This is a genomic window from Vogesella oryzagri, assembly GCF_040148885.1.
Classification (GTDB): domain Bacteria; phylum Pseudomonadota; class Gammaproteobacteria; order Burkholderiales; family Chromobacteriaceae; genus Vogesella; species Vogesella oryzagri.
In genome coordinates this window covers 474,760-493,462 of the sequence record NZ_JBEFLD010000002.1, presented here as the reverse complement: position 1 = coordinate 493,462, position 18,703 = coordinate 474,760, and the positions used below count along the sequence as shown (strand labels likewise).

17 protein-coding genes are annotated in these 18,703 nt (G+C 65.3%); 7 read left to right on the top strand and 10 right to left on the bottom strand.

Features of this window, described 5'->3' with window-relative positions; translation table 11 throughout:
* The first annotated feature begins 125 nt into the window (after nucleotides 1-125).
* The 3 genes from ABNW52_RS05125 (at nucleotide 126) to ABNW52_RS05115 (ending at nucleotide 4,719) form a co-directional block, all read left to right on the top strand.
* Entirely contained in the window at nucleotides 126-3,620 is a 3,495-nt protein-coding gene (locus ABNW52_RS05125; RefSeq protein WP_349584924.1) for an indolepyruvate ferredoxin oxidoreductase family protein, read from the top strand.
* 178 nt (nucleotides 3,621-3,798) lie between these two features.
* On the top strand, nucleotides 3,799-4,239 hold the full coding sequence (locus tag ABNW52_RS05120) for a DUF488 family protein, N3 subclade (RefSeq protein ID WP_349584921.1): 441 nt from the start codon (nucleotides 3,799-3,801) through the stop codon (nucleotides 4,237-4,239).
* A 33-nt stretch (nucleotides 4,240-4,272) separates the two neighbouring features.
* A complete protein-coding gene (locus ABNW52_RS05115; protein WP_349584918.1) occupies nucleotides 4,273-4,719 on the top strand; it encodes a MarR family winged helix-turn-helix transcriptional regulator in 447 nt (148 codons plus the stop codon).
* Nucleotides 4,720-4,858: 139 nt separating this feature from the next.
* Here the strand turns inward: ABNW52_RS05115 and ABNW52_RS05110 are convergent, their stop codons facing one another.
* Nucleotides 4,859-5,086, bottom strand: a complete 228-nt coding sequence (locus ABNW52_RS05110) for a hypothetical protein (protein ID WP_349584915.1) — start codon at nucleotides 5,084-5,086, stop codon at nucleotides 4,859-4,861.
* Between the two features lie 217 nt (nucleotides 5,087-5,303).
* On the opposite strand from ABNW52_RS05110, the gene ABNW52_RS05105 reads away from it, so the two are divergent.
* Entirely contained in the window at nucleotides 5,304-5,867 is a 564-nt protein-coding gene (locus ABNW52_RS05105) for a YIP1 family protein (RefSeq protein ID WP_349584912.1), read from the top strand.
* On the opposite strand, the gene ABNW52_RS05100 is transcribed toward ABNW52_RS05105, so the two are convergent.
* The 5 genes from ABNW52_RS05100 to ABNW52_RS05080 form a co-directional block, all read right to left on the bottom strand.
* Nucleotides 5,795-6,265: an AbrB family transcriptional regulator gene (locus ABNW52_RS05100; RefSeq protein WP_349584909.1), complete on the bottom strand. Its 471-nt coding sequence runs from the start codon at nucleotides 6,263-6,265 to the stop codon at nucleotides 5,795-5,797. The two genes, ABNW52_RS05105 and ABNW52_RS05100, sit on opposite strands and share 73 nt — an antisense overlap.
* A gap of 75 nt (nucleotides 6,266-6,340) precedes the next feature.
* Nucleotides 6,341-7,846 carry a tripartite tricarboxylate transporter permease gene (locus ABNW52_RS05095; protein WP_349584906.1) on the bottom strand — a complete coding sequence of 502 codons (1,506 nt, stop codon included), beginning with the start codon at nucleotides 7,844-7,846 and terminating at the stop codon, nucleotides 6,341-6,343.
* Complete coding sequence (locus tag ABNW52_RS05090) at nucleotides 7,847-8,362, bottom strand: tripartite tricarboxylate transporter TctB family protein (protein ID WP_349584903.1); 516 nt, start codon at nucleotides 8,360-8,362, stop codon at nucleotides 7,847-7,849. It abuts the gene before it with no gap.
* A 3-nt stretch (nucleotides 8,363-8,365) separates the two neighbouring features.
* Complete coding sequence (locus tag ABNW52_RS05085) at nucleotides 8,366-9,319, bottom strand: Bug family tripartite tricarboxylate transporter substrate binding protein (RefSeq protein ID WP_349584900.1); 954 nt, start codon at nucleotides 9,317-9,319, stop codon at nucleotides 8,366-8,368.
* Between the two features lie 96 nt (nucleotides 9,320-9,415).
* The gene (locus tag ABNW52_RS05080; protein WP_349584897.1) at nucleotides 9,416-10,465 is read right to left on the bottom strand and encodes an ABC transporter substrate-binding protein; all 1,050 of its coding nucleotides are present in this window, start codon (nucleotides 10,463-10,465) and stop codon (nucleotides 9,416-9,418) included.
* A 222-nt stretch (nucleotides 10,466-10,687) separates the two neighbouring features.
* Between ABNW52_RS05080 and ABNW52_RS05075 the strand changes: the two genes are divergently transcribed.
* Both ABNW52_RS05075 and ABNW52_RS05070 read left to right on the top strand, forming a co-directional pair.
* The gene (locus ABNW52_RS05075) at nucleotides 10,688-11,356 is read left to right on the top strand and encodes a response regulator (RefSeq protein WP_349584894.1); all 669 of its coding nucleotides are present in this window, start codon (nucleotides 10,688-10,690) and stop codon (nucleotides 11,354-11,356) included.
* A complete protein-coding gene (locus ABNW52_RS05070) occupies nucleotides 11,353-12,747 on the top strand; it encodes a sensor histidine kinase (protein ID WP_349584891.1) in 1,395 nt (464 codons plus the stop codon). Before ABNW52_RS05075 ends, ABNW52_RS05070 begins: the two co-directional genes overlap by 4 nt.
* 30 nt (nucleotides 12,748-12,777) lie before the next feature.
* Here ABNW52_RS05070 and ABNW52_RS05065 read toward each other — a convergent pair whose 3' ends face one another.
* From ABNW52_RS05065 to ABNW52_RS05050, 4 genes are all read right to left on the bottom strand, one after another.
* Nucleotides 12,778-13,137 (bottom strand): group I truncated hemoglobin, encoded by a 360-nt coding sequence (locus ABNW52_RS05065; protein ID WP_349584890.1) that lies wholly within the window; start codon nucleotides 13,135-13,137, stop codon nucleotides 12,778-12,780.
* A gap of 224 nt (nucleotides 13,138-13,361) precedes the next feature.
* Entirely contained in the window at nucleotides 13,362-13,829 is a 468-nt protein-coding gene (pyrI, locus tag ABNW52_RS05060; protein ID WP_349584887.1) for an aspartate carbamoyltransferase regulatory subunit, read from the bottom strand.
* 11 nt (nucleotides 13,830-13,840) lie between these two features.
* The gene (gene pyrB / locus ABNW52_RS05055) at nucleotides 13,841-14,761 is read right to left on the bottom strand and encodes an aspartate carbamoyltransferase (RefSeq protein WP_349584885.1); all 921 of its coding nucleotides are present in this window, start codon (nucleotides 14,759-14,761) and stop codon (nucleotides 13,841-13,843) included.
* Between the two features lie 313 nt (nucleotides 14,762-15,074).
* Nucleotides 15,075-17,153: a methyl-accepting chemotaxis protein gene (locus ABNW52_RS05050; RefSeq protein WP_349584883.1), complete on the bottom strand. Its 2,079-nt coding sequence runs from the start codon at nucleotides 17,151-17,153 to the stop codon at nucleotides 15,075-15,077.
* A gap of 320 nt (nucleotides 17,154-17,473) precedes the next feature.
* On the opposite strand from ABNW52_RS05050, the gene ABNW52_RS05045 reads away from it, so the two are divergent.
* Nucleotides 17,474-18,688, top strand: a complete 1,215-nt coding sequence (locus ABNW52_RS05045) for an HD-GYP domain-containing protein (RefSeq protein WP_349584880.1) — start codon at nucleotides 17,474-17,476, stop codon at nucleotides 18,686-18,688.
* Nucleotides 18,689-18,703: the final 15 nt, after the last annotated feature.

Below are 18,703 nucleotides of genomic sequence, written 5' to 3'. Positions count from 1 at the left end.
TAATGTCCGCAGCAGCCGACGCACAGACGTCCAGCCACCTATAAAGACAGAGAGCATGCCAGATCGGGACCGCTCACAAGGCTCACCCGACCCGTTGCCACAAGCACAAACATGGAGGAGAAACCATGTCGATTCGCCACGTCGAACTGGAAGACAAATACACCGCCCCCACCGGCGAAGTGTTGCTCAACGGCATTCAGGCGCTGGTGCGCCTGCCGATGATGCAGCAGGAACGCGACCGCGCCGCCGGCCTGAACACCGCCGGCTACGTTACCGGCTACCGCGGCTCGCCGCTGGGCAACGTCGACCAGAACATGCAGAAGGCGGAAAAGCACCTGACGGCGCACAACGTGGTGTTCCATCCGGGTCTGAACGAAGACCTGGCCGCCACTGCAGTGTGGGGCACGCAGCAGGTGAACATGTTCGAGGGGGCCAAGTACGACGGCGTGTACGCCATGTGGTACGGTAAGGGTCCGGGCGTGGACCGCTCCGGCGACGTGATCAAGCACGGCAACGTGGCCGGCACCAGCAAGCATGGCGGCGTGCTGCTGATCTGCGGCGATGACCACGCTGCCAAATCTTCTACCTTCCCGCACCAGTCCGACCACATCCTTGCCGCCAGCATGATTCCGGTGCTGTCGCCGTCCGGGGTGCAGGAAGTGATCGACCTCGGCCTGCACGGCTGGGCGATGAGCCGCTATTCCGGCTGCTGGGTGTCGATCAAGGCGATTACCGACACCATTGAAAGCTCGGCGGTGGTGGATATCAGCCCGGAACGGGTACAGCCGGTGATTCCGGACGACTTTCCGCTGCCGGAAGACGGGCTGTCGATCCGCTGGCCGGATACCCCGCTGGCACAGGAAAAACGCGTGCTGCACCACCGCCTGTACGCGGCGCTGGCCTATGCGCGCGTCAACAAGCTCAACCACATCACCCTGGATTCGCCCAAGCCGCGGCTGGGCATCATCACCTGTGGCAAGAGCTACCTGGACGTGATGCAGGCGCTGGACGACCTGGGCATCGACGAAGCGTTGGCCGCCGACATTGGCCTGCGCATCTTCAAGGTGGGCATGGTGTGGCCGCTGGAGCCGGAAGGCGTGCGCCACTTTGCCGAAGGGCTGGACGAGATCCTGGTGGTGGAAGAAAAACGCCAGATCATCGAGTACCAGCTGAAGGAACAGCTGTACAACTGGCGCGACGACGTGCGCCCGCGCGTGGTGGGCAAGTTCGCCGAGAAAGGCGAATGGGCGCTGCCGCACGGCGACTGGCTGCTGCCGGCCGCCGGCGAGCTGACCCCGGCGATGATCGCGCGTGCCATCGCCAAGCGGCTGGCCAATATCTACGACAGCCCGGTGATTCACGACCGGCTGAAGTTCTACGAAGAGAAAGAAGCGCAGCTGGTGCAGCCGCGCGAGGCGATCAACCGCATTCCGCATTACTGCTCCGGCTGTCCGCACAACACCAGCACCAAGGTGCCGGAAGGCAGCCGCGCGGTGGCCGGCATCGGCTGCCACTACATGGCGCACTGGATCGAGGGCGACAGCACCAAGACCTTCACCCAGATGGGCGGCGAAGGCATCACCTGGCTGGGCCAGGCGCCGTTCACCACCACCAAGCACATCTTCACCAACCTGGGGGACGGCACCTACTTCCACTCCGGTCTGCTGGCGATCCGCGCCGCGGTGGCCGGCAAGGTCAACATCACCTACAAGATCCTGTACAACGACGCGGTGGCGATGACCGGCGGCCAGCATGTCGACGGCTACCTGGACGTGCCGATGATTACCCGCCAGGTAGCGGCCGAAGGGGTTGGCCGCATCGTGATCACCAGCGACGATCCGGACAAGTACCGCACCGCGCACGGGCTGCAGGAAGGGCTGGCGCCGGGGGTGGAAGTGTTCCACCGCCGCGAGCTGGACCGTATCCAGAAAGAACTGCGCGAGCTGGAAGGCGTCACCATCCTGATCCACGACCAGACCTGTGCCGCCGAGAAGCGCCGCCGCCGCAAGCGTGGCGAATTCCCGGACCCGGATCGCCGCGTGTTCATCAACGAGCGCGTATGCGAAGGCTGCGGCGACTGCAGCAAGAAATCCGGCTGCCTGTCGGTGCTGCCGGTGGAAACCGCGCTCGGCCGCAAGCGCAAGATCGACCAGAGCAGCTGCAACAAGGACTTCAGCTGCGTGGAAGGCTTCTGCCCCAGCTTCGTGTCGGTGTCCGGCGCCAAGCTGAAGAAATCCGGTAGCGGCAAGAGCAGCCTGGATGGTATGGGCACGCTGCCGATGCCGCAGCTGCCGGCGTCGCACGAGCCGTACGGCATCATGGTCACCGGCATCGGCGGTACCGGCGTGGTCACCATTGGCCAGGTGCTGGGCATGGCCGCCCACCTCGACAACAAGGGGGTGACGGTACTGGACATGGCCGGCCTGGCGCAGAAAGGCGGCTCGGTGTGGTCGCACGTGCGCATCGCCGACAGCCAGGAAAAACTGCACGCGGTGCGTATCGCCGCCGGCGATGCCAACCTGGTGCTGGGCTGCGATCTGGTGGTGACCGCGGCGGAAGAAGCGGTCGCCAAGATGCGCGAAGGCTTCAGCCACGTGGTGGTCAACAGCTACGAATCGCCGACCAGCGCCTTCCTGAAGAACCCGGATGCGCGCTTCCCGGCGCGGGCGATGAAGGACGCCATCATCGAATCGGTGGGTGCGGCCAACTATGCCGAGGTCAACGCCACCCGTATCGCCACCGCGCTGTCCGGTGACGCTATCGCTGCCAACATGTTCATGCTCGGCTATGCCTGGCAGCAGGGCCTGGTGCCGGTATCGCTGGAAGCCATCATGCACGCCATCGAGCTGAACGGCGCCGCTGTGAAGTTCAACCAGGACGCCTTTACCTGGGGCCGTCATGCCGCGCACGACCTGCTCAAGGTGGAGACGCTGGTATCGCCGTCGGCGGTAGTGCAATTCGTTCCACGTGAAACCGTGGACGGCGTGCTGCATCACCGCAGCAAGGAGCTGGTGGCCTATCAGGGCGACAAACTGGCCGAGCGTTACAAGGCGCTGGTGGCCAGCGTGCAGGCGGCGGAAGAACAGGCCAAGCCGGGCAGCAGCGCACTGGCACTGGCAGTGGCGAAGAACTACTACCACCTGCTGGCCTACAAGGATGAGTACGAAGTGGCACGGCTGTATAGCGACGGCGAGTTCCAGCGCGAGCTGGCGGCGCAGTTCGACGGCGAGCTGAAGCTGACCTTCCACTTTGGCGCCAGCTGGATGACCGGCCACCAGCCGAAGAAGATCAACCTCGGGCCGTGGGCGCTGAAGGCGATGGGGGTGTTGGCCCGCTTCAAGGGCCTGCGCGGCACCGCGCTGGACCCGTTCGGCTACCAGGCCGACCGCAAGCTGGAACGCGCGCTGATCGGCGAGTTCGAGCAGCTGGTGGGCGAGCTGAGCGGCAAGCTGACGGCGGCCAACCTGGTCACCGCCACCGAGATGATCAAGCAGTACGAAGTCGTGCGCGGCTTCGGCCATGTCAAGGATGCCGGGCTGAAGGTGGCGCGGCAGAAACTGGCCGAACTGCGCAAAGCGTTCGATGCGCCGCCGACCTCCCGCAAGGGCGCGGCAGCGTAACGGGCATTGTTTGAGGGTGTTGAGCGGGCCAGATGGCCCGCTTTTTTTATGGCTGGCGCCGGCGCGGCGGCTAACTACGGCAAGGGTGTGCTGGATCAAGGTTTTGGTATATATATCGTTCTACGATATATTTAAGCAGCGGCTGTGGCCGGCTGCCTGACCATGGAAGGGACACATCATGACGCCACGCATTCGTTTGCTGGCCGCTGCCGATTACCGCCAGCGCGCCGACAATGTTTTTCTGGTTACCGCCAGCTGGCCGGTGGGCTTGCCGCGGCGCAGCGTTACCCGCGCGCACTGGCTGCCACGGCTGGCGCCGGCGGAGGGGTTGATGACCTGGCTGCAGCGCGACGTTGGCCGCTGGCCCTATTTCTGCGACAGCTACTGGGCGGATCTGGCCGCCAACCCGGCGCGCTGGCAGCCGCTGCTGCAGGCTGCGCAGCAATACGACGAGCTGGTGTTGCTGCACGATACCTCGGCGGACGACCCCAATCCGGCGCAGGCGTTGGCCGAGTTTCTGAGCGCGCGGCTGGCGGCGCAGCAATGGCGGGCGGATAGCCGCGCCCTGGCCTCGCCGGTGTGCTATGCCGACTACGTCGAGCACAGTGGCGAAGTGTGATACGGTGGCGCTCTTTGCCTACCGCACTGCACCATGACCCAGCCTGCCCCGCTCAGCAAGGATGATTTCCAGCGACTCGCCGACTTTCGCTACCGCCTGCGCCGCTTCCTGCGCTTCAGCGAAGAAATGGCGCAGGAGCACGGCCTGACGCCGCAGCAATACCAGGTGCTGTTGCAGCTGCGCGGCTACCCCGGCCGCGACTGGGCGACGGTGGCGGAGCTGGCGGAACGCTTGCAGACCCAGCACCACAGCGTGGTGGGGCTGGTCAGCCGCTGCGAGGCGCTGGGCCTGGTGCAGCGCACGCCGGGGCGCGACGACAAGCGCTGTGTGGAAGTCAGCCTGCTGCCGCGTGGCGAGCAGCTGGTGGAAGAAATGGCGCGCGCGCACCGCGACGAACTGCTGGCGCTGCGGCAGCTGGGCGGCTTCGCCTCGCTGGAAATGCTGCTGCTGGCTACGCCGGACAGCGATCCGGCGATCTGAAACCTGCGGCCAACGTTGGCCGCAGCACGGTGGTTGAGCGGACGGCGATGCCGCCCGCCGTGGGCGAAGATGCCGGGCCGGGGGGGCGGCCGGGTCCGGAGCCGTGTCGCATCTGCGCTGACGCCGCTCGGCGCGGCGCTCAGCCGGGGAACAGACTCAGGCGGCGGGCATCGTCCACCGCCTTTTCCATATTGTGGCTTTCGTCCTGCCACACCCATACCTTGTGCAGTGGATCGAACGCCTCCACCAGCCACAGGCCTCCCTGATTGTCCTGTGCCACCAGCCGCGCACGCGTGGGGCGCTGGTAGTTGAACACCACGGCTTCACTGGTGGCGGCGGGTTTGGGCTTGGCAAAGTGGGCGAACATGGCAATCTCCTGCGCAGTATTGCCATGTTGCATTGCAAAAGGCGTGCCTGCGCCAATGCCGCTGGCACGCCAGCTGCGGCCTGACGCTGGTGCAGGCATGCGTCGTGGCGAGGCGGCGCGCACCGGCTTGGCGCGCTGACCTTGCTTTTGTATCGTGCCACGATATATTTACAGTACCACCTGCCGTTTGTCGGGCCTCTGCCCAGGGAGTACTGCCATGACCCCGCTTACCCCGTTCCGCATGTTGTTGTCGTCGCACCACGGCTGGGATGAACTGGCGCACCGCCACCCGGACATCGTGCACAGCTTTCTGCGGGTGGTGCTGCCCGCCTCCACCCTGGCGGCCGCGATGCTGCTGTATGCCGGCCATGTCAACGGCCGCGCCTATGCGGCGGATCTGTCGCTGCTGAACTGGGACGTGATGGTGGCGCTGTTCTGGGTGGCCTGCTGGGGCAGCGTGCACCTGATGGCCGGCTTCATCCGCATGGCGGTGCATGCCGAGGCGCGCCCCGCCTATGCCGATTGCTACCGGCTGGCCGGCCTGGCCGCGCTGCCCATCTGGCTGTCGTCACTGACCCTGCTGCTGCCGTGGCCGCTGTTCAATGTTGCCATCGGCGTGCTGGGGCTGCTCGCCTCCGGCCTGCTGCTGTACCACGGGCTGGATGCGCTGTTCGAGCACGACGATTCGGTGCGTACCGAAGCACTGGCCTACACCGTGTTCAGCGTCGGCGCGCTGGTATGGAGCGTGTTGGTGGCGCTGATCCTGCTGCCGCTGCTGTAGCCGTCAACGGCAGCCAGATTAACGGCATACGCGCCGCCGGGCAGCGCCACCAGCCAGGCGGTGAGCGGGTCCAGCGTCGGCAGCAACCGGCGCATCAGCCGCATCGACAGCCACGCCAACCCCAGCGCAAACGCCACCGCCAGCAGTATCCACGGTGCCAGCTGCAGCGTGCGGTGCAGCGCCTGCGGGCTGAAGGTCAGCCCCAGCGCCACGCCGACGATGGCCTGACCCAGTTCGCGGCTGTGGCGGATGCTGTTCAGCTCGGCGTGTAGCAGTTTGCCGGCCATCACCGCCAGCAGCGGGCCGATCAGCCACGGCAGCGGCCCGCCGGCGAGCTGCCAAAAAAAGACGCCAGCAAGACTGATCAACAGTGTGCTGGCGTATGAGAAGTACAACATCGCTTGTACCGGGAGTACTCGGTGCTGGTGCGGCGCTACTGCGCCGCACCGGTGTCAAAGGTTGGCCGCAGCGGGTTAGCTGGCTTCCAGCAGGCGCTGGCGACGCTTCAGCAGCGGCGGCACCACCAGGATGGCCACGGTGATCAGCAGGATGGCCAGCGAGATCGGATGCGTCAGGAACACCGTCAGGTCGCCCTGGTGGATGGACATGGCGCGGCGGAAGTGTTTCTCCGCCATCGGGCCGACGATCAGCCCCACCACCAGCGGCACCACCGGGAAGTCGTAGCGGCGCATCAGGAAGCCGACCACGCCGACGATGTACAGCAGCATCAGGTCGAACCAGCTCTGGCGCAGCGCATAGGCCCCCATGGTGGCCAGCAGCACGATGCCACCGTACAGCAGCGGGCGCGGCACTTTCAGGAACTGCACCCACAGTCCCACCAGCGGCAGGTTCAGCACCAGCAGCATCACGTTGCCGATGTACAGCGAGGCGATCAGGCCCCACACCAGCTCCGGGTTGGTATCGAACAACAGCGGGCCGGGCACGATGTTGTACTGCTGGAACGCCGACAGCATGATCGCCGCGGTGGCGGAGGTCGGGATGCCCAGCGTCAGCAGCGGTACCAGCGTGCCGGTGACGGCGGCGTTGTTGGCCGCTTCCGGGCCGGCCACGCCTTCGATGGCGCCCTTGCCGAATTCCTTCTGCGCTTCCGGGCTGGCCAGCTTGCGCTCGGCCGAGTAGGACAGGAAGGTCGGCATCTCGGTACCGCCGGCCGGCAGGGTGCCGAACGGGAAGCCGATCAGCGTGCCGCGCAGCCACGGTTTCCACGAACGGCGCCAGTCGGACTTGTTCATCCAGAAGCTGCCGCTCATGGTTTCCAGCCCGGCTTTCATCTTGTTCTCGTAGGTGGCGGTGTACAGCGTCTCGCCGATGGCGAACAGGCCCATGGCGATCACCACGATGTCGATGCCGTCGATCAGCGGCAGCAGACCGAAGGTGAAGCGGCTCTGGCCGGATTGCGGCTCGATGCCGATCAGGCCGATGCCCAGCCCCAGCAGCAGCGCGATGGCGCCCTTCAGCGGCGAGTTGCCCAGCACCGCGGACACCGCGGCAAAGGTCAGCATCATCAGCGAGAAGGTTTCCACCGGCCCCAGCTGCAGCGCGAAGCCGGCGATTACCGGTGCCAGCAGCGACAGCAGGATGGTGGAGATGGTGCCGGCAAAGAACGAGCCGATGGCGGCGGTGGACAGCGCCGGACCGGCGCGGCCGGCCTTGGCCATCTTGTTGCCTTCCAGCGCCGACACGATGGAGCCGGCTTCACCCGGGGTGTTGAGCAGGATGGAGGTGGTGGAGCCGCCGAACATGGCGCCGTAGTACACCCCGGCCAGCATGATCAGCGCACCGGTTGGGTCTACGCTTTGCGTCACCGGCAGCAGCAGCGCCACGGTCACCGCCGGACCGATGCCCGGCAGCACGCCGATGGCGGTGCCCAGGGTACAGCCGATCAGCGCCCACAGCAGGTTGGCCGGCGTCAGCGCGGTGGCAAAGCCCAGACTGAACAGGGCATTCAAGGATTCCATTTACAGTACTCCTCCCGGCATCAGGGCGGGCAGGTTCAGCCCCAGCCACTTGAACAGGTGAAACAGGCCGAGGGCCAGTGCGAACGACAGCACCAGGTCCAGTGCCGGGCGGCGGGTTTCCAGCGCGCGGCAGATGCCGAAGCACAGCAGGGTGCCCGCCAGGGTGAAGCCGATCATGCCGATCAGCGCCATGTGCGCGATCAGGGTGCCGCTGGCGATGGCGAACATGCGCCAGTCGGCCTCGCCGCGTTGTTCGGCTTCTTCCGCTTCCAGTTGCTCCGCATCGTCTTCCCCGTCGATGATCACGGTGTCCGGCCCGTTACGGTGGCGACGCTGCATCAGCAACGCGCCACCAGCAACGATCAGACCGGTAACGATCAGGGTGGGGAAGAAGCGCGGACCGATGCCGGCATAGCCGGAATCATTCGGGATATCACCGATCTGCCAGGCCATGAACAGGCCCAGCACGATCACCCCGATGGCGAGCCACTGCTCGCCGGATACGCGCTTGATCATGGTTTAGTTACCCAGCTTCAGTTTCTTCACGGTAACGGCAGTGCGCTTCACGTCTTCGTCCAGGAAGGCCTTGAAGCTGTCGCCGGTCTGCAGCATGTCCAGCCATTCCATCTTCTCGGCCTTGGCTTTCCAGGTCGGCGACTTCACTGCACCTTCCACTGCCTTGATCAGCGCGGCCTTCTGCGCGGCGTTGATGCCGGGGGCGCCAAACACGCCGCGCCAGTTGTACACCACCACGTCGGTGCCCTGCTCACGCAGCGTCGGTACCGGGATGTCCGGATTGCGGGTGGCGGCGGAGATGCCCAGCGCGCGTACCTTGCCGGCCTTGATCAGGTCGGCCAGTTCGCCGTAGCCGCTGATGTAGGCGGAGATCTGGTTGCCCAGGATGGCGGCCTTGCCTTCACCACCGCCGGCAAACGGGATGTAGTTCAGCTTGTCCGGATCGACGCCAGCTTTTTCCGACATCAGGCTGGCCATGATGTGGTCGATACCGCCGGCGGAGCCGCCGCCGATGCTGACGCTACCCGGGTTGGCCTTGTAGGCGGCCATCAGGTCCTTGATCGATTTCAGCGGCGAGGCAGTCGGCACCACGATGACGTTGAACTCGCCCATCAGGCGCGCAATCGGCGTCACCATGCCGAAGTTCACCGGCGACTTGTTGGTTTCCAGCGCGCCCACGGTCACGGCACCGGCAACCAGCAGTGCGTTGGGGTTGCCTTTTTCGTTGTTGACGAACTGCGCCATGCCGATGGCGCCGCCGGCGCCGGCCTTGTTCTCTACCACCACGCTCTTGGCGTAGCCGCTGGCCTGTAGCGCTTCGCCCATGGTACGGGCCACGGTGTCAAAGCCGCCGCCCGGGTTGGCCGGGGCCATGATCTTGAACTGGTCTACCTGCGCGTGGGCGGCAAACGGGGCCAGGGCGACCAGGCAGGATGCAATCAGTGCTTTCAGTTTCATGTGTCTCTCCTGTGATACTGCGAGTGTTGCGGTTGTGTTTGCCCTCTATCGGGGCGGTATTGCAGCCGGTATTCGGTACCGGTCTGCGAATCTCTGTTACGGCTGCAGCGCGGCCGGTAGCTGCTCGCGCCAGCGCTTCAAAAACAGACTGCGCTTGGCGCTGTCCAGGTACACCAGCAGGCCGCTGCCGACCTGGATCGGCCGCAGCTTGGCCGCTTCGCGCGCCAGGTCGATATTGCCCAGCCGGCGCGGCAGGTCGTCGCGGATCGGCGGCAGGCCACTGCCCTGCGCCAGTACCTGCTGCCCTTCGCGCGACAGCACGAAATCCATCCACAGCCGTGCCGCCGCCGGGTGCGTTGCCGCCTTGTGGATCAGCTGCAGGCGGCTGACCACCAGCGTGTAATCCTGCGGCAGCACCCAGCCCACCTGCGGGTGCTGGCGGGCAAAGCTCCATGCATACGGCCCCAGCACGTTGTAGGCGATGTCGGCCTCGTCGCGCTGCAGGCGTTTGAGCAGGGTCAGGCTGTTGCCTTCCTGGTAGCGCATGCTGCGTCCCAGCACCGCCGCCAGATCCCAGAACTCCGGGTTGTGCCGCGAGTCCTGGCTGAAAAAGAAGTAGCCGGCGCCGGAGCTTTCCACGTCGTAGCTGGCCACCCGCCAGTTGCCGGCCCGCAGCACCCGGCGCAGCGCGGTGTGGCTGTCCGGCATGTCGCGCTCGGCAATGCGCTGGCGGTTATAGGCCAGCACGATCGGCTCGAAGGTGGTGCCGTACACTTCGTCGCGCCACGAGGCCCAGCTGGGCAGCGCCGCTTTTTGCGGCGAGCTGTAGCGCAGCGCCAGCCCCTCGTTCACCAGCTTGATCTGCAGATCCATCGCCGAACTCCACAGCACGTCGCCGTGCTGGGTACCGGAGATGGCGCGGCGATAGATATCGGCGCCGGACAGATCGCGGTACGCCACCTGCAGGTAGGGATAGCGCTGCTGGAATGCCTTCAGCAGCGGCGCCACCTGTTCCCGGTCGGTGGTGGAATCCACCACCAGCCGGCTTTCGCGGCGCGCGGTTTCTTCCAGCGCACTGCGCGGTGCGTCACCGGCCAGCGCCGGGCTGGCGGCCAACAGCAACAGCAGTACGCGTAAACTGTTCATGCTTTTTTCCTTCTGCTTGGGGCTAGTCTGGCAAGGCAAGCTTTCATTTCCCTTTCATTGCCTGAATGTTGCACTGCACAGGTGCAAGAATGCCGCACAGCTGTGGTGCGCCGGACAGCAGGCAGCGGCCCGGGTGATACGATAAAAAAAGCGCACCCCCGCCAGCGGCCCGTGAGCAGGCAGCGGCTGTGCGCCATCACACAACAACAAGAGACCGAGACCATGAGACTGTTGCTGGTCGAAGACAACCCCGACATCGCCTTGTGGCTGCAAAAGGCGCTGTCGGCATCCGGCCATGCGGTGGATGTCGCCGCCGATGGCGTGCAGGCCGATCAACTGCTGAGCTACGAGCCGTACGCGCTGGTGATTCTCGACATCGGCTTGCCGCGCATGGATGGCTTCGAAGTGCTCAAGCGCCTGCGCCGGCGCGGCAACAAGGTGCCGGTGCTGGTGCTGACCGCGCAGACCGGGGTAGATGCGCGCGTGCACGGGCTGGACCTGGGCGCCGACGACTACCTTGGCAAGCCGTTCGAGTTGGCCGAGCTGGAGGCGCGGGTGCGCGCGCTGCTGCGCCGCTCGCAGGGCAAGGAAGACGGCGCGCTGCAGTGCGGCGAGCTGAGCTTCGAGCCGGCCAGCAAGCGCTACAGCGTGCGCGGCCAACCTTTGGCGCTGACGCCGCGCGAAATGGCGGTGCTGGAAGTGCTGCTCTACCGCCAGGGCAAGCCGGTGAGCAAGGAAGCGCTGGCCGAGCAGGTGGTGCGGCTGGACCAGGACCTGAGCCCGGACGCGATGGAAATCTACGTGCACCGCCTGCGCAAGAAGCTGGCCGACAGCGGCGTGGTGATCCTCACCCTGCGCGGGCTGGGCTATATGCTGGATGTGGCCAAATGAAGCGCTCGCTGCGCCGCGAACTGGTGCAGTGGGTGGTGATCCCGCTGCTGCCGCTGGCCGCCGCCACCGCCTGGCTGGCGCAGGACAACGCGCGCGAGGCGGCCAACGCGGCGTTCGACCGCACCCTGCAGGCCTCGGCGCGCAGCATCGCCGAACGCATCACGCTGCAGAGTGGCGAACTGGTGGTGGATCTGCCGGTGGCGGCGCTGGAGATGTTCGACCCGCACTTCCAAGACCGGGTGTTCTACCGTATCGGCTTTGCCGGCGGCTCCACCATCACCGGCGATGCCGAGCTGCCGCTGCCGGCGCAGCTGCCGGCGGCCGGCGAGGTGCGCTTCTACGATGCCAGCTTCCGCGACGAGGCGATCCGCAGCGTGGTGCTGGCGCTGCCGCTGTATTACGGCGGCGGCCAGCGCCTGCTGCTGGTGCAGGTGGGCGAAACCACCCTCTCCCGCCAGGCGCTGGCGCGACGGCTGTTTCGCGAGTTGCTGGTGCAGCAGTGGCTGATCGGCGCGGTGGCGGCACTGCTGGTGGCGGTGGGCATCAACCGCGCGCTGCGGCCGCTACAGCGGGTGCGCAGCATCCTGCGCGAGCGCGCCGGCGACCCGTCGCTGCAGCTGGATGTCGGCAGCGTGCAGCGCGAACTGCAGCCGCTGGTGACCGCGCTCAACACCGCGCTGTCGGAGCTGGAACAGCAGCTGGCGGTGCAGAAGCGTTTTATCGCCGATGCCGCCCACCAGCTGCGCACGCCGCTGACGCTGCTGAAAACCCAGGCCGAAGTGACGCTGCGCATGGATGACCCGGCCGAGCAGCGCAGCGGCCTGGCCTCGCTGGTGCGCGCCACCGACCAGGTGATACGCCTGGCCAACCAGCTGCTGGCGCTGTCGCGCGCCGAGCCGGGGCCGAACCGGCAGGATACCCGCGAGCTGGATCTGGCCGAGCTGGCGCGCACCGTGACCCTGGATTTCGTCACCGTGGCGCTGGGCAAGGCGCTGGACCTGGGCTACGAGGGCGACGAGCATGCGCCGCTGTGCGGCCAACCTTTGCTGCTGCGCGAGATGCTGTCCAATCTGGTGGACAACGCGGTGCGTTACACCCCGCCGGGCGGTGAAATCACCGTGTCGGCCTATGCCCGTGGCGACGAGGTGGAACTGTGCGTGGCCGACAGCGGCCCGGGCATTCCGCAGGAAGAGCGCGCGCTGGTGTTCGAGCGCTTCTATCGCGGCCAGCAGGCCGGTGGCGATGGCTGCGGCCTGGGGCTGGCCATCGTGCGCGAGATCGTGCGCGGCCACGGCGGCCATATCCGGCTGGAAAGCGGCAGCGTCGACGGCCTGCGCATCGTCATCACTCTGCCGCGCCAGCGCATGGCGGCCATCGCGCCCGGGCACTGACGCCGGGCGCTAAAGGTTGGCCGCAGCCAACTACACGCGGATCACTTCCCCCTTTAGCGCGTACAGGATCGCCACCACCTCGTTGCAGCTGCTGTCGTCCACGCCGTGCTTGTGCAGCGCCGCCACGATGTCGTCCATCACCGCCAGGTATTCCTGCTCGCTGATATTCATGCCCTGGTGCGCGCTGCGCATGTCCTTGCCCTGGTAGCTTTGCGGCCCGCCGCTGCCCATGCAAAAGAACTGGAACGCCATTTCTTTCAGATGCGGCAGATCCTTGACGTGGCGAAAGCGGACACTCACCACTGGATTGAGCAGATGGTTGGCGATCACATCGTCAACGATGCGGCGGATGCCGTCGGCGGCGCCGAGGCGTTCATACAGGCTGGACATGGCAGACTCCCGATCAGAATGCCGGCCGCAGGCAGCGGCCATCGGGTCGTTGGGATGCGGCAGCAACGCCCGGCCCGCCGGGTGGCCGGGCCAGGTTGTCTTTACCTTAGTTCGTGCTGGCGGGCTGTCAATCCACGGCTGGGGCGCTGCCGGCCAGCACGCCGCGGGCACCAGCAAAAACGCCACCGCAGTGGCGGTGGCGTGGTCGGGACAAGCGTGGCCGCTTAGCGCGCGTCCACCACGATGCTCTTGCTGAACACCTTCTCGCAGTACTTGCACTTCATCTTGGTGTCGTGCTCGGTGACGCGCACGCGGAAGTGGCTTTTTACCGGCTCCACGTGCGACACGCAGTTGGAGTTGGGGCAAGCGAAGATGCCGGTGACTTCGTCCGGGATCGCCAGCTTCTGCTTGCGCACCACTTCGAAATCCTCGATCACGCTGACGGTGCACTTGGGCGCCAGCAGCGCCAGCTCGTTGGCCTGCTCCTCGCTCAGCACTAGGTTTTCCACCTTGATCAGGTCTTTGCTGCCCATGTGGCCGCTGGACAGGTTCAGGCCGACGGTGACGCGTTCGCCGTATTCGGTGAGCTTGAACAGGTGCAGGATGCGCAGGCCCATGCCGGCCGGCACGTGGTCGATCACGGTGCCGTTTTTCAGGGCCTCGACGTTGCGGGCGTAGACTTTTTCGCTCATGGCTTTTCCTTTCACACCGTTTCGTTCAGTACCAGCGACAGCAGCGCCTGGCGCGCGAACACGCCGTTCTTGGCCTGCTCGAAGTAGTAGGCGTGCGGGGTGCTGTCGACATCGGGGGTGATCTCGTCCACCCGCGGCAGCGGGTGCAGGATCTTCATGTTCGGGCGCGCATGGCGCAGCATGTCGGCGCGCAGCACGAACTGGCCCTGGATCTTCTTGTACTCGGCCTCGTCGAAGCGCTCACGCTGCACGCGGGTCATGTACAGGATGTCGATGTGCGGGATCACTTCTTCGATGGTGGCGGCAATGGTGTAGCTGATGCCGCGCTCGTCCAGCTCTTCGCACAGGTAGTCCGGCATCGCCAGCGCTTCCGGGCCGACGAAGTAGAACTTGGCGCCGAACAGCGACAGCGCCTGCGCCAGCGAATGCACGGTGCGGCCGTATTTCAGGTCGCCGATGAAGGCCACGGTGAGGTTGTCCAGCCGGCCCTGGGTTTCGCGCAGGGTGAACAGGTCCAGCAGCGTCTGCGACGGGTGCTGGTTGGCGCCGTCGCCGCCGTTGATGATGGGCACGGCGGAGAACTCGCTGGCCACGCGCGCGGCGCCTTCCTTCGGGTGGCGCATCACGATGGCATCGGTGTAGCTGCTGATGATGCGCACGGTGTCGGCCAGCGTCTCACCCTTCTTGGTGGAGGTGCTGGCGGCGTCGGAGAAGCCGATCACGTTGCCGCCGAGGCGCTGCACCGCAGTTTCGAACGACAGGCGGGTGCGGGTGGACGGTTCGAAGAAGCAGGTGGCGATCAGGCGGTCCTGCAGCAGGTCGGCACGCGGGCTGGCTTTCAGGCGCGCGGCGGTTTCCACCACCAGTTCCAGTTCTTCACGGCTGAAGTCCGGAATGGAAATGATGTGCTTGCGGTAAAGCGGATTGGCCATGGGATATCGCTCCGGCAATGATGAAACTTAAAAAAAAGCTCCTGAACGGGTCAGGAGCTTTTTTCACAAAAACGGCAAGACCAGGCCACGCCTCGGCCGCGCTTGGCAACGGCGGCAGCGCGCGCGGTAGCGGCGCACGGTGCAGGCTGGCAAGGGGTGGCGGTCATGGGCGGTCTCGCGAACAAAACCGCGGGATTATACGAAATTCGCTCGCCGCGCGGTAGGGCCGCGTCCGAGCTGGCGGCCAACGTTGGCCGCAAAAAAAAAACGCCACCTGGCGGTGGCGTCGGATCATGCGGCAAGCCGGCGGCGGCTACAGCCGGAAGTTGCCGACCAGGCGTTCCAGGTTGGCAGCCAGCTCGCGCAGCTGCTCCACTTCGCTGCGCACTTCGCTGGCGATGTGGCTGTTGCTTTGCGCCATGCTGCTGATGCGCTCCACGTTCTGCGCGATCTCGGTGGCGGCGCTGGACTGCTCGCGGGTGGAGGCGGCAATGTCGCCGATGCCCAGCACCAGCTCGCTGCTCTTGTCGCGCACCTGCTGCATGGCGTGGTTGGCTTCTTCGGCAATGCCGACGCTCACCGCCACCAGCTCGCTGGATTTCTTCACATTGCTGACCGCTTCGCCGGTTTCGCCGCTGATGGCATTGACGATGCGGCTGATCTGCACCGTGGCTTCGGCGGTGCGGCTGGCCAGATTACGCACTTCATCGGCCACCACCGCGAAGCCGCGGCCCAGTTCGCCGGCGCGGGCGGCCTCGATGGCGGCGTTCAGCGCCAGCAGATTGGTCTGGTCGGCGATGTCCTTGATCACGTTGACGATGGTGGTGACTTCGCTGGAGCGCTCGCCCAGCGCCTCCATGCGCGTGGCCAGCGCCTGCATGCTGCTGGTCATGCGGGTGATTTCGGCGGTGACCTTCTCTACCGTGGCCACGCTCTGCTCGGTCAGGCTGCCAGTGTCGCGCGCCGCTTTTTCCGCATCCTGCGCGGTGTTGGCGATGTGGTGCACGCTGACGGTGACCTGCTCCACCCCGGCGGCGGTGGCGCTGGCGGCGTCCGACTGCTGCGCCGAGGCCTGCTCCACCTGCACCGCGGACTCGGCCAGCTGGCCGGCGGTGCGGCTGACGGCCAGGCTCTGCTCGCGTACCTCGACGAACATGTCGCGCAGCGAGTCGATGAACTGGTTGAAGGCGGCGGCGGTGCGGCCGATTTCATCGCGGTTGGCCACCTGGATGCGCACCGTCAGGTCGCCCTTGCCGGAGGCCAGCTGTTCCATGGTGCCGGCCAGGGTGTTCAGCGGCCGGGTCAGCGCGCGCACCACGGTGGTCAGCACCAGCAGGATGATGACCAGCGCCACCACGCCGATGATGATCGCCATATTGCGCTGGCTGGCGGCATCGCTGGTAATGGCGGCAGTGGGAATCGACACGCCGGCGGACCAGAACTGGCCGGTGTCGCCGACGCGGATCGGGTAGTAGAAGTGGGTGAAGCCGCCGTCCTGGTACACGAAGCTTTCACCCTTCTTGATCTTGTCCAGGTTGGCCGCCAGCGGGTCTTCCTTGGCAATCGGCTTGCCGATCTGCGCGGCGTCCGGGTTCACCACATACAGGCCGCCCTCGGACACCATGCGCACATAGCCGGTGTCGTACAGCTTGACGCTGCCATAGCGCTTTTGCAGGTCATCCAGCGCCAGGTCGGCGGCCGCCAGGCCGACAAACTTGCCGCTGCCATCCTTGATCGCCACCGCCAGCGAGCTTTCCAGTACTTTCTTGCCTTGTACTTCGTAGAAGAACGGCTCGGTGATGGTGTCGCGGTTGCGGCTCTTCGGCACGAAGTAGAAATCGCCCCAGCCGGCTTTTTCGTAGTCCGGCACGTACTCGGTGGGCTTGTCTTTCCACTCCGCAAACTTTTCCACACGGTCGGACGACATCATCACGTCCTGTTGCGCCTTGCCGTCGGCGCCGCGGGTCATGTACGGGGTGTAGCGCCCGGTCGGGTCGTGGTGCGGCCAGTCCAGGCGGAAGTCATTATCCTTGCCGTCCAGCGCGTCCGGCTCGTAGATCATCCACAGGCCGATCGCCTGCTTCTCGGCATCCAGGATGCTGAGCAGGGTGTTGTTGACCACTTTGCGGTCCACTGCGCCGGCACGCTGCATACCGGCCACGCTTTCCGCCAGCAGCCGCGGAATGGCAAAACCGCGCGCCAGGTCGCCGGTGACCGAGTCGGCAAAGCGGCCGGCCTGCTCCGACGCTAACTGGTAACCCTGCGCTTCGGCGGCGTTGTAACTTTGCCGCGCGATCAGCGCGATCATGCTGGCAAAACCGATGGCGATGGCGATGCCGGCCACCAGAATGATGCGATTGCTGAGGTGTCCCCACCGTGCGGTTTGTGCCATGAGCGGCCCCCTGAAGTGACTGTTAGTCTGTTTTGCAACCAAGCTTATTGCGCTATTTCGACGTATTTTCAGCAAGACCTTACTGCGCGGCCGGCGGCTTGGATAGCCCCGTCTTGCCGCTTGGCTGCGGTGCGGCTAGCGCGGCACCGGAAACACAACACCCATTGATATAATGACTTTGTGCTAAAGGCCGGCAGCTGCTGGCTATCCGCCATGTGGGCTATTTACTTTTGCCCGGATTGAGGACTCGCCGTTTTTCGCGGCGTATCATGCTCTTATTCGGGATATTTCGCTGCGGTTTGGCGGCAAGTGGCAATTTCATGATCAAGTGCATTGATGTGTCTGACCTCAAGGTCGGGATGTTCATTGAAGACCTGAATTGCGACTGGTCATCCCACCCGTTTTTCCGCAAGAGCTTCCTGCTCAAAAGCGAGCAGGAGATCGAGAAAATCGTCGCGGCGGGCATCCACGAGATCTACATCGATACCAGCAAGGGCCTGGATGTAAAGCATGCCCGCACCGAAGAAGAGGTGCGGGTAAAGCTGGAACAGGAAATGATCGAGGTCATCGGCCAGCAGCCTGCCATGGTGCTGCAGGTGTCCATTGCCGAGGAAATGGCGCGGGCGGCGCGCATCAAGAACCAGGCGCATGCCCTGGTCAAGACGGTGATGCAGGACGTGCGGCTGGGCAAGGCAGTGGAGTTGGAGCTGGTCGATCCGATGATCGAAAGCATCACCGAATCGGTGCTGCGCAACGGCGGCGCGCTGCTGACGCTGCTGCGCATCAAGCACAAGGACGACTACACCTTCCTGCACTCGGTGAGTGTGGGCACGCTGATGATCGCCTTCTGCCGCTCGGTGGGGCTGGACCGCGACACCATCCACCTGGCCGGCATGGGCGGGCTGCTGCACGACACCGGCAAGGCGCTGGTGCCGGACGAGGTGCTGAACAAGCCGGGGCGACTCACCGAAGAAGAGTTCGATGGCATCAAGCGCCATCCGCGCGACGGCTTCGACATCCTGTGCCGCACCGACGGCATCGGCGAGATCCCACTGGACATCACCCTGCACCACCACGAACGGGTGGATGGCAGCGGTTACCCGCACAACCTCAAGGGCGACACCATCAGCACGCTAGCCAAGATGGCGGCCATCGTCGACGTGTACGACGCCATCACCGCCGACCGCTGCTACCACAAGGGCATGGCGCCCACCGATGCGCTGCGCAAGATTTACGAGTGGTCGAAATACCATTTCGACCCCACGCTGGTGCAGGCCTTCATGCGCTGTGTCGGCATCTACCCGGTGGGCACCCTGGTGCGACTGGAGTCCGGCAAGCTGGGGGTGGTGGTGGAGCAGAACGAAGGCAGCCTGCTGCAGCCCAAGATCAAGACCTTCTTCAGCAGCAAGAGTGGCGTGTACCTGACGCCGGAAATCGTCGACCTGTCCAAGCCGCTGGGCTTTGGCGGCGGCGACAAGATTGTCAGCCATGAAAGCCCGGAAAAATGGCAGATCAACCCGCTGCGTTTCATGTGAAACCACATCGTCCGT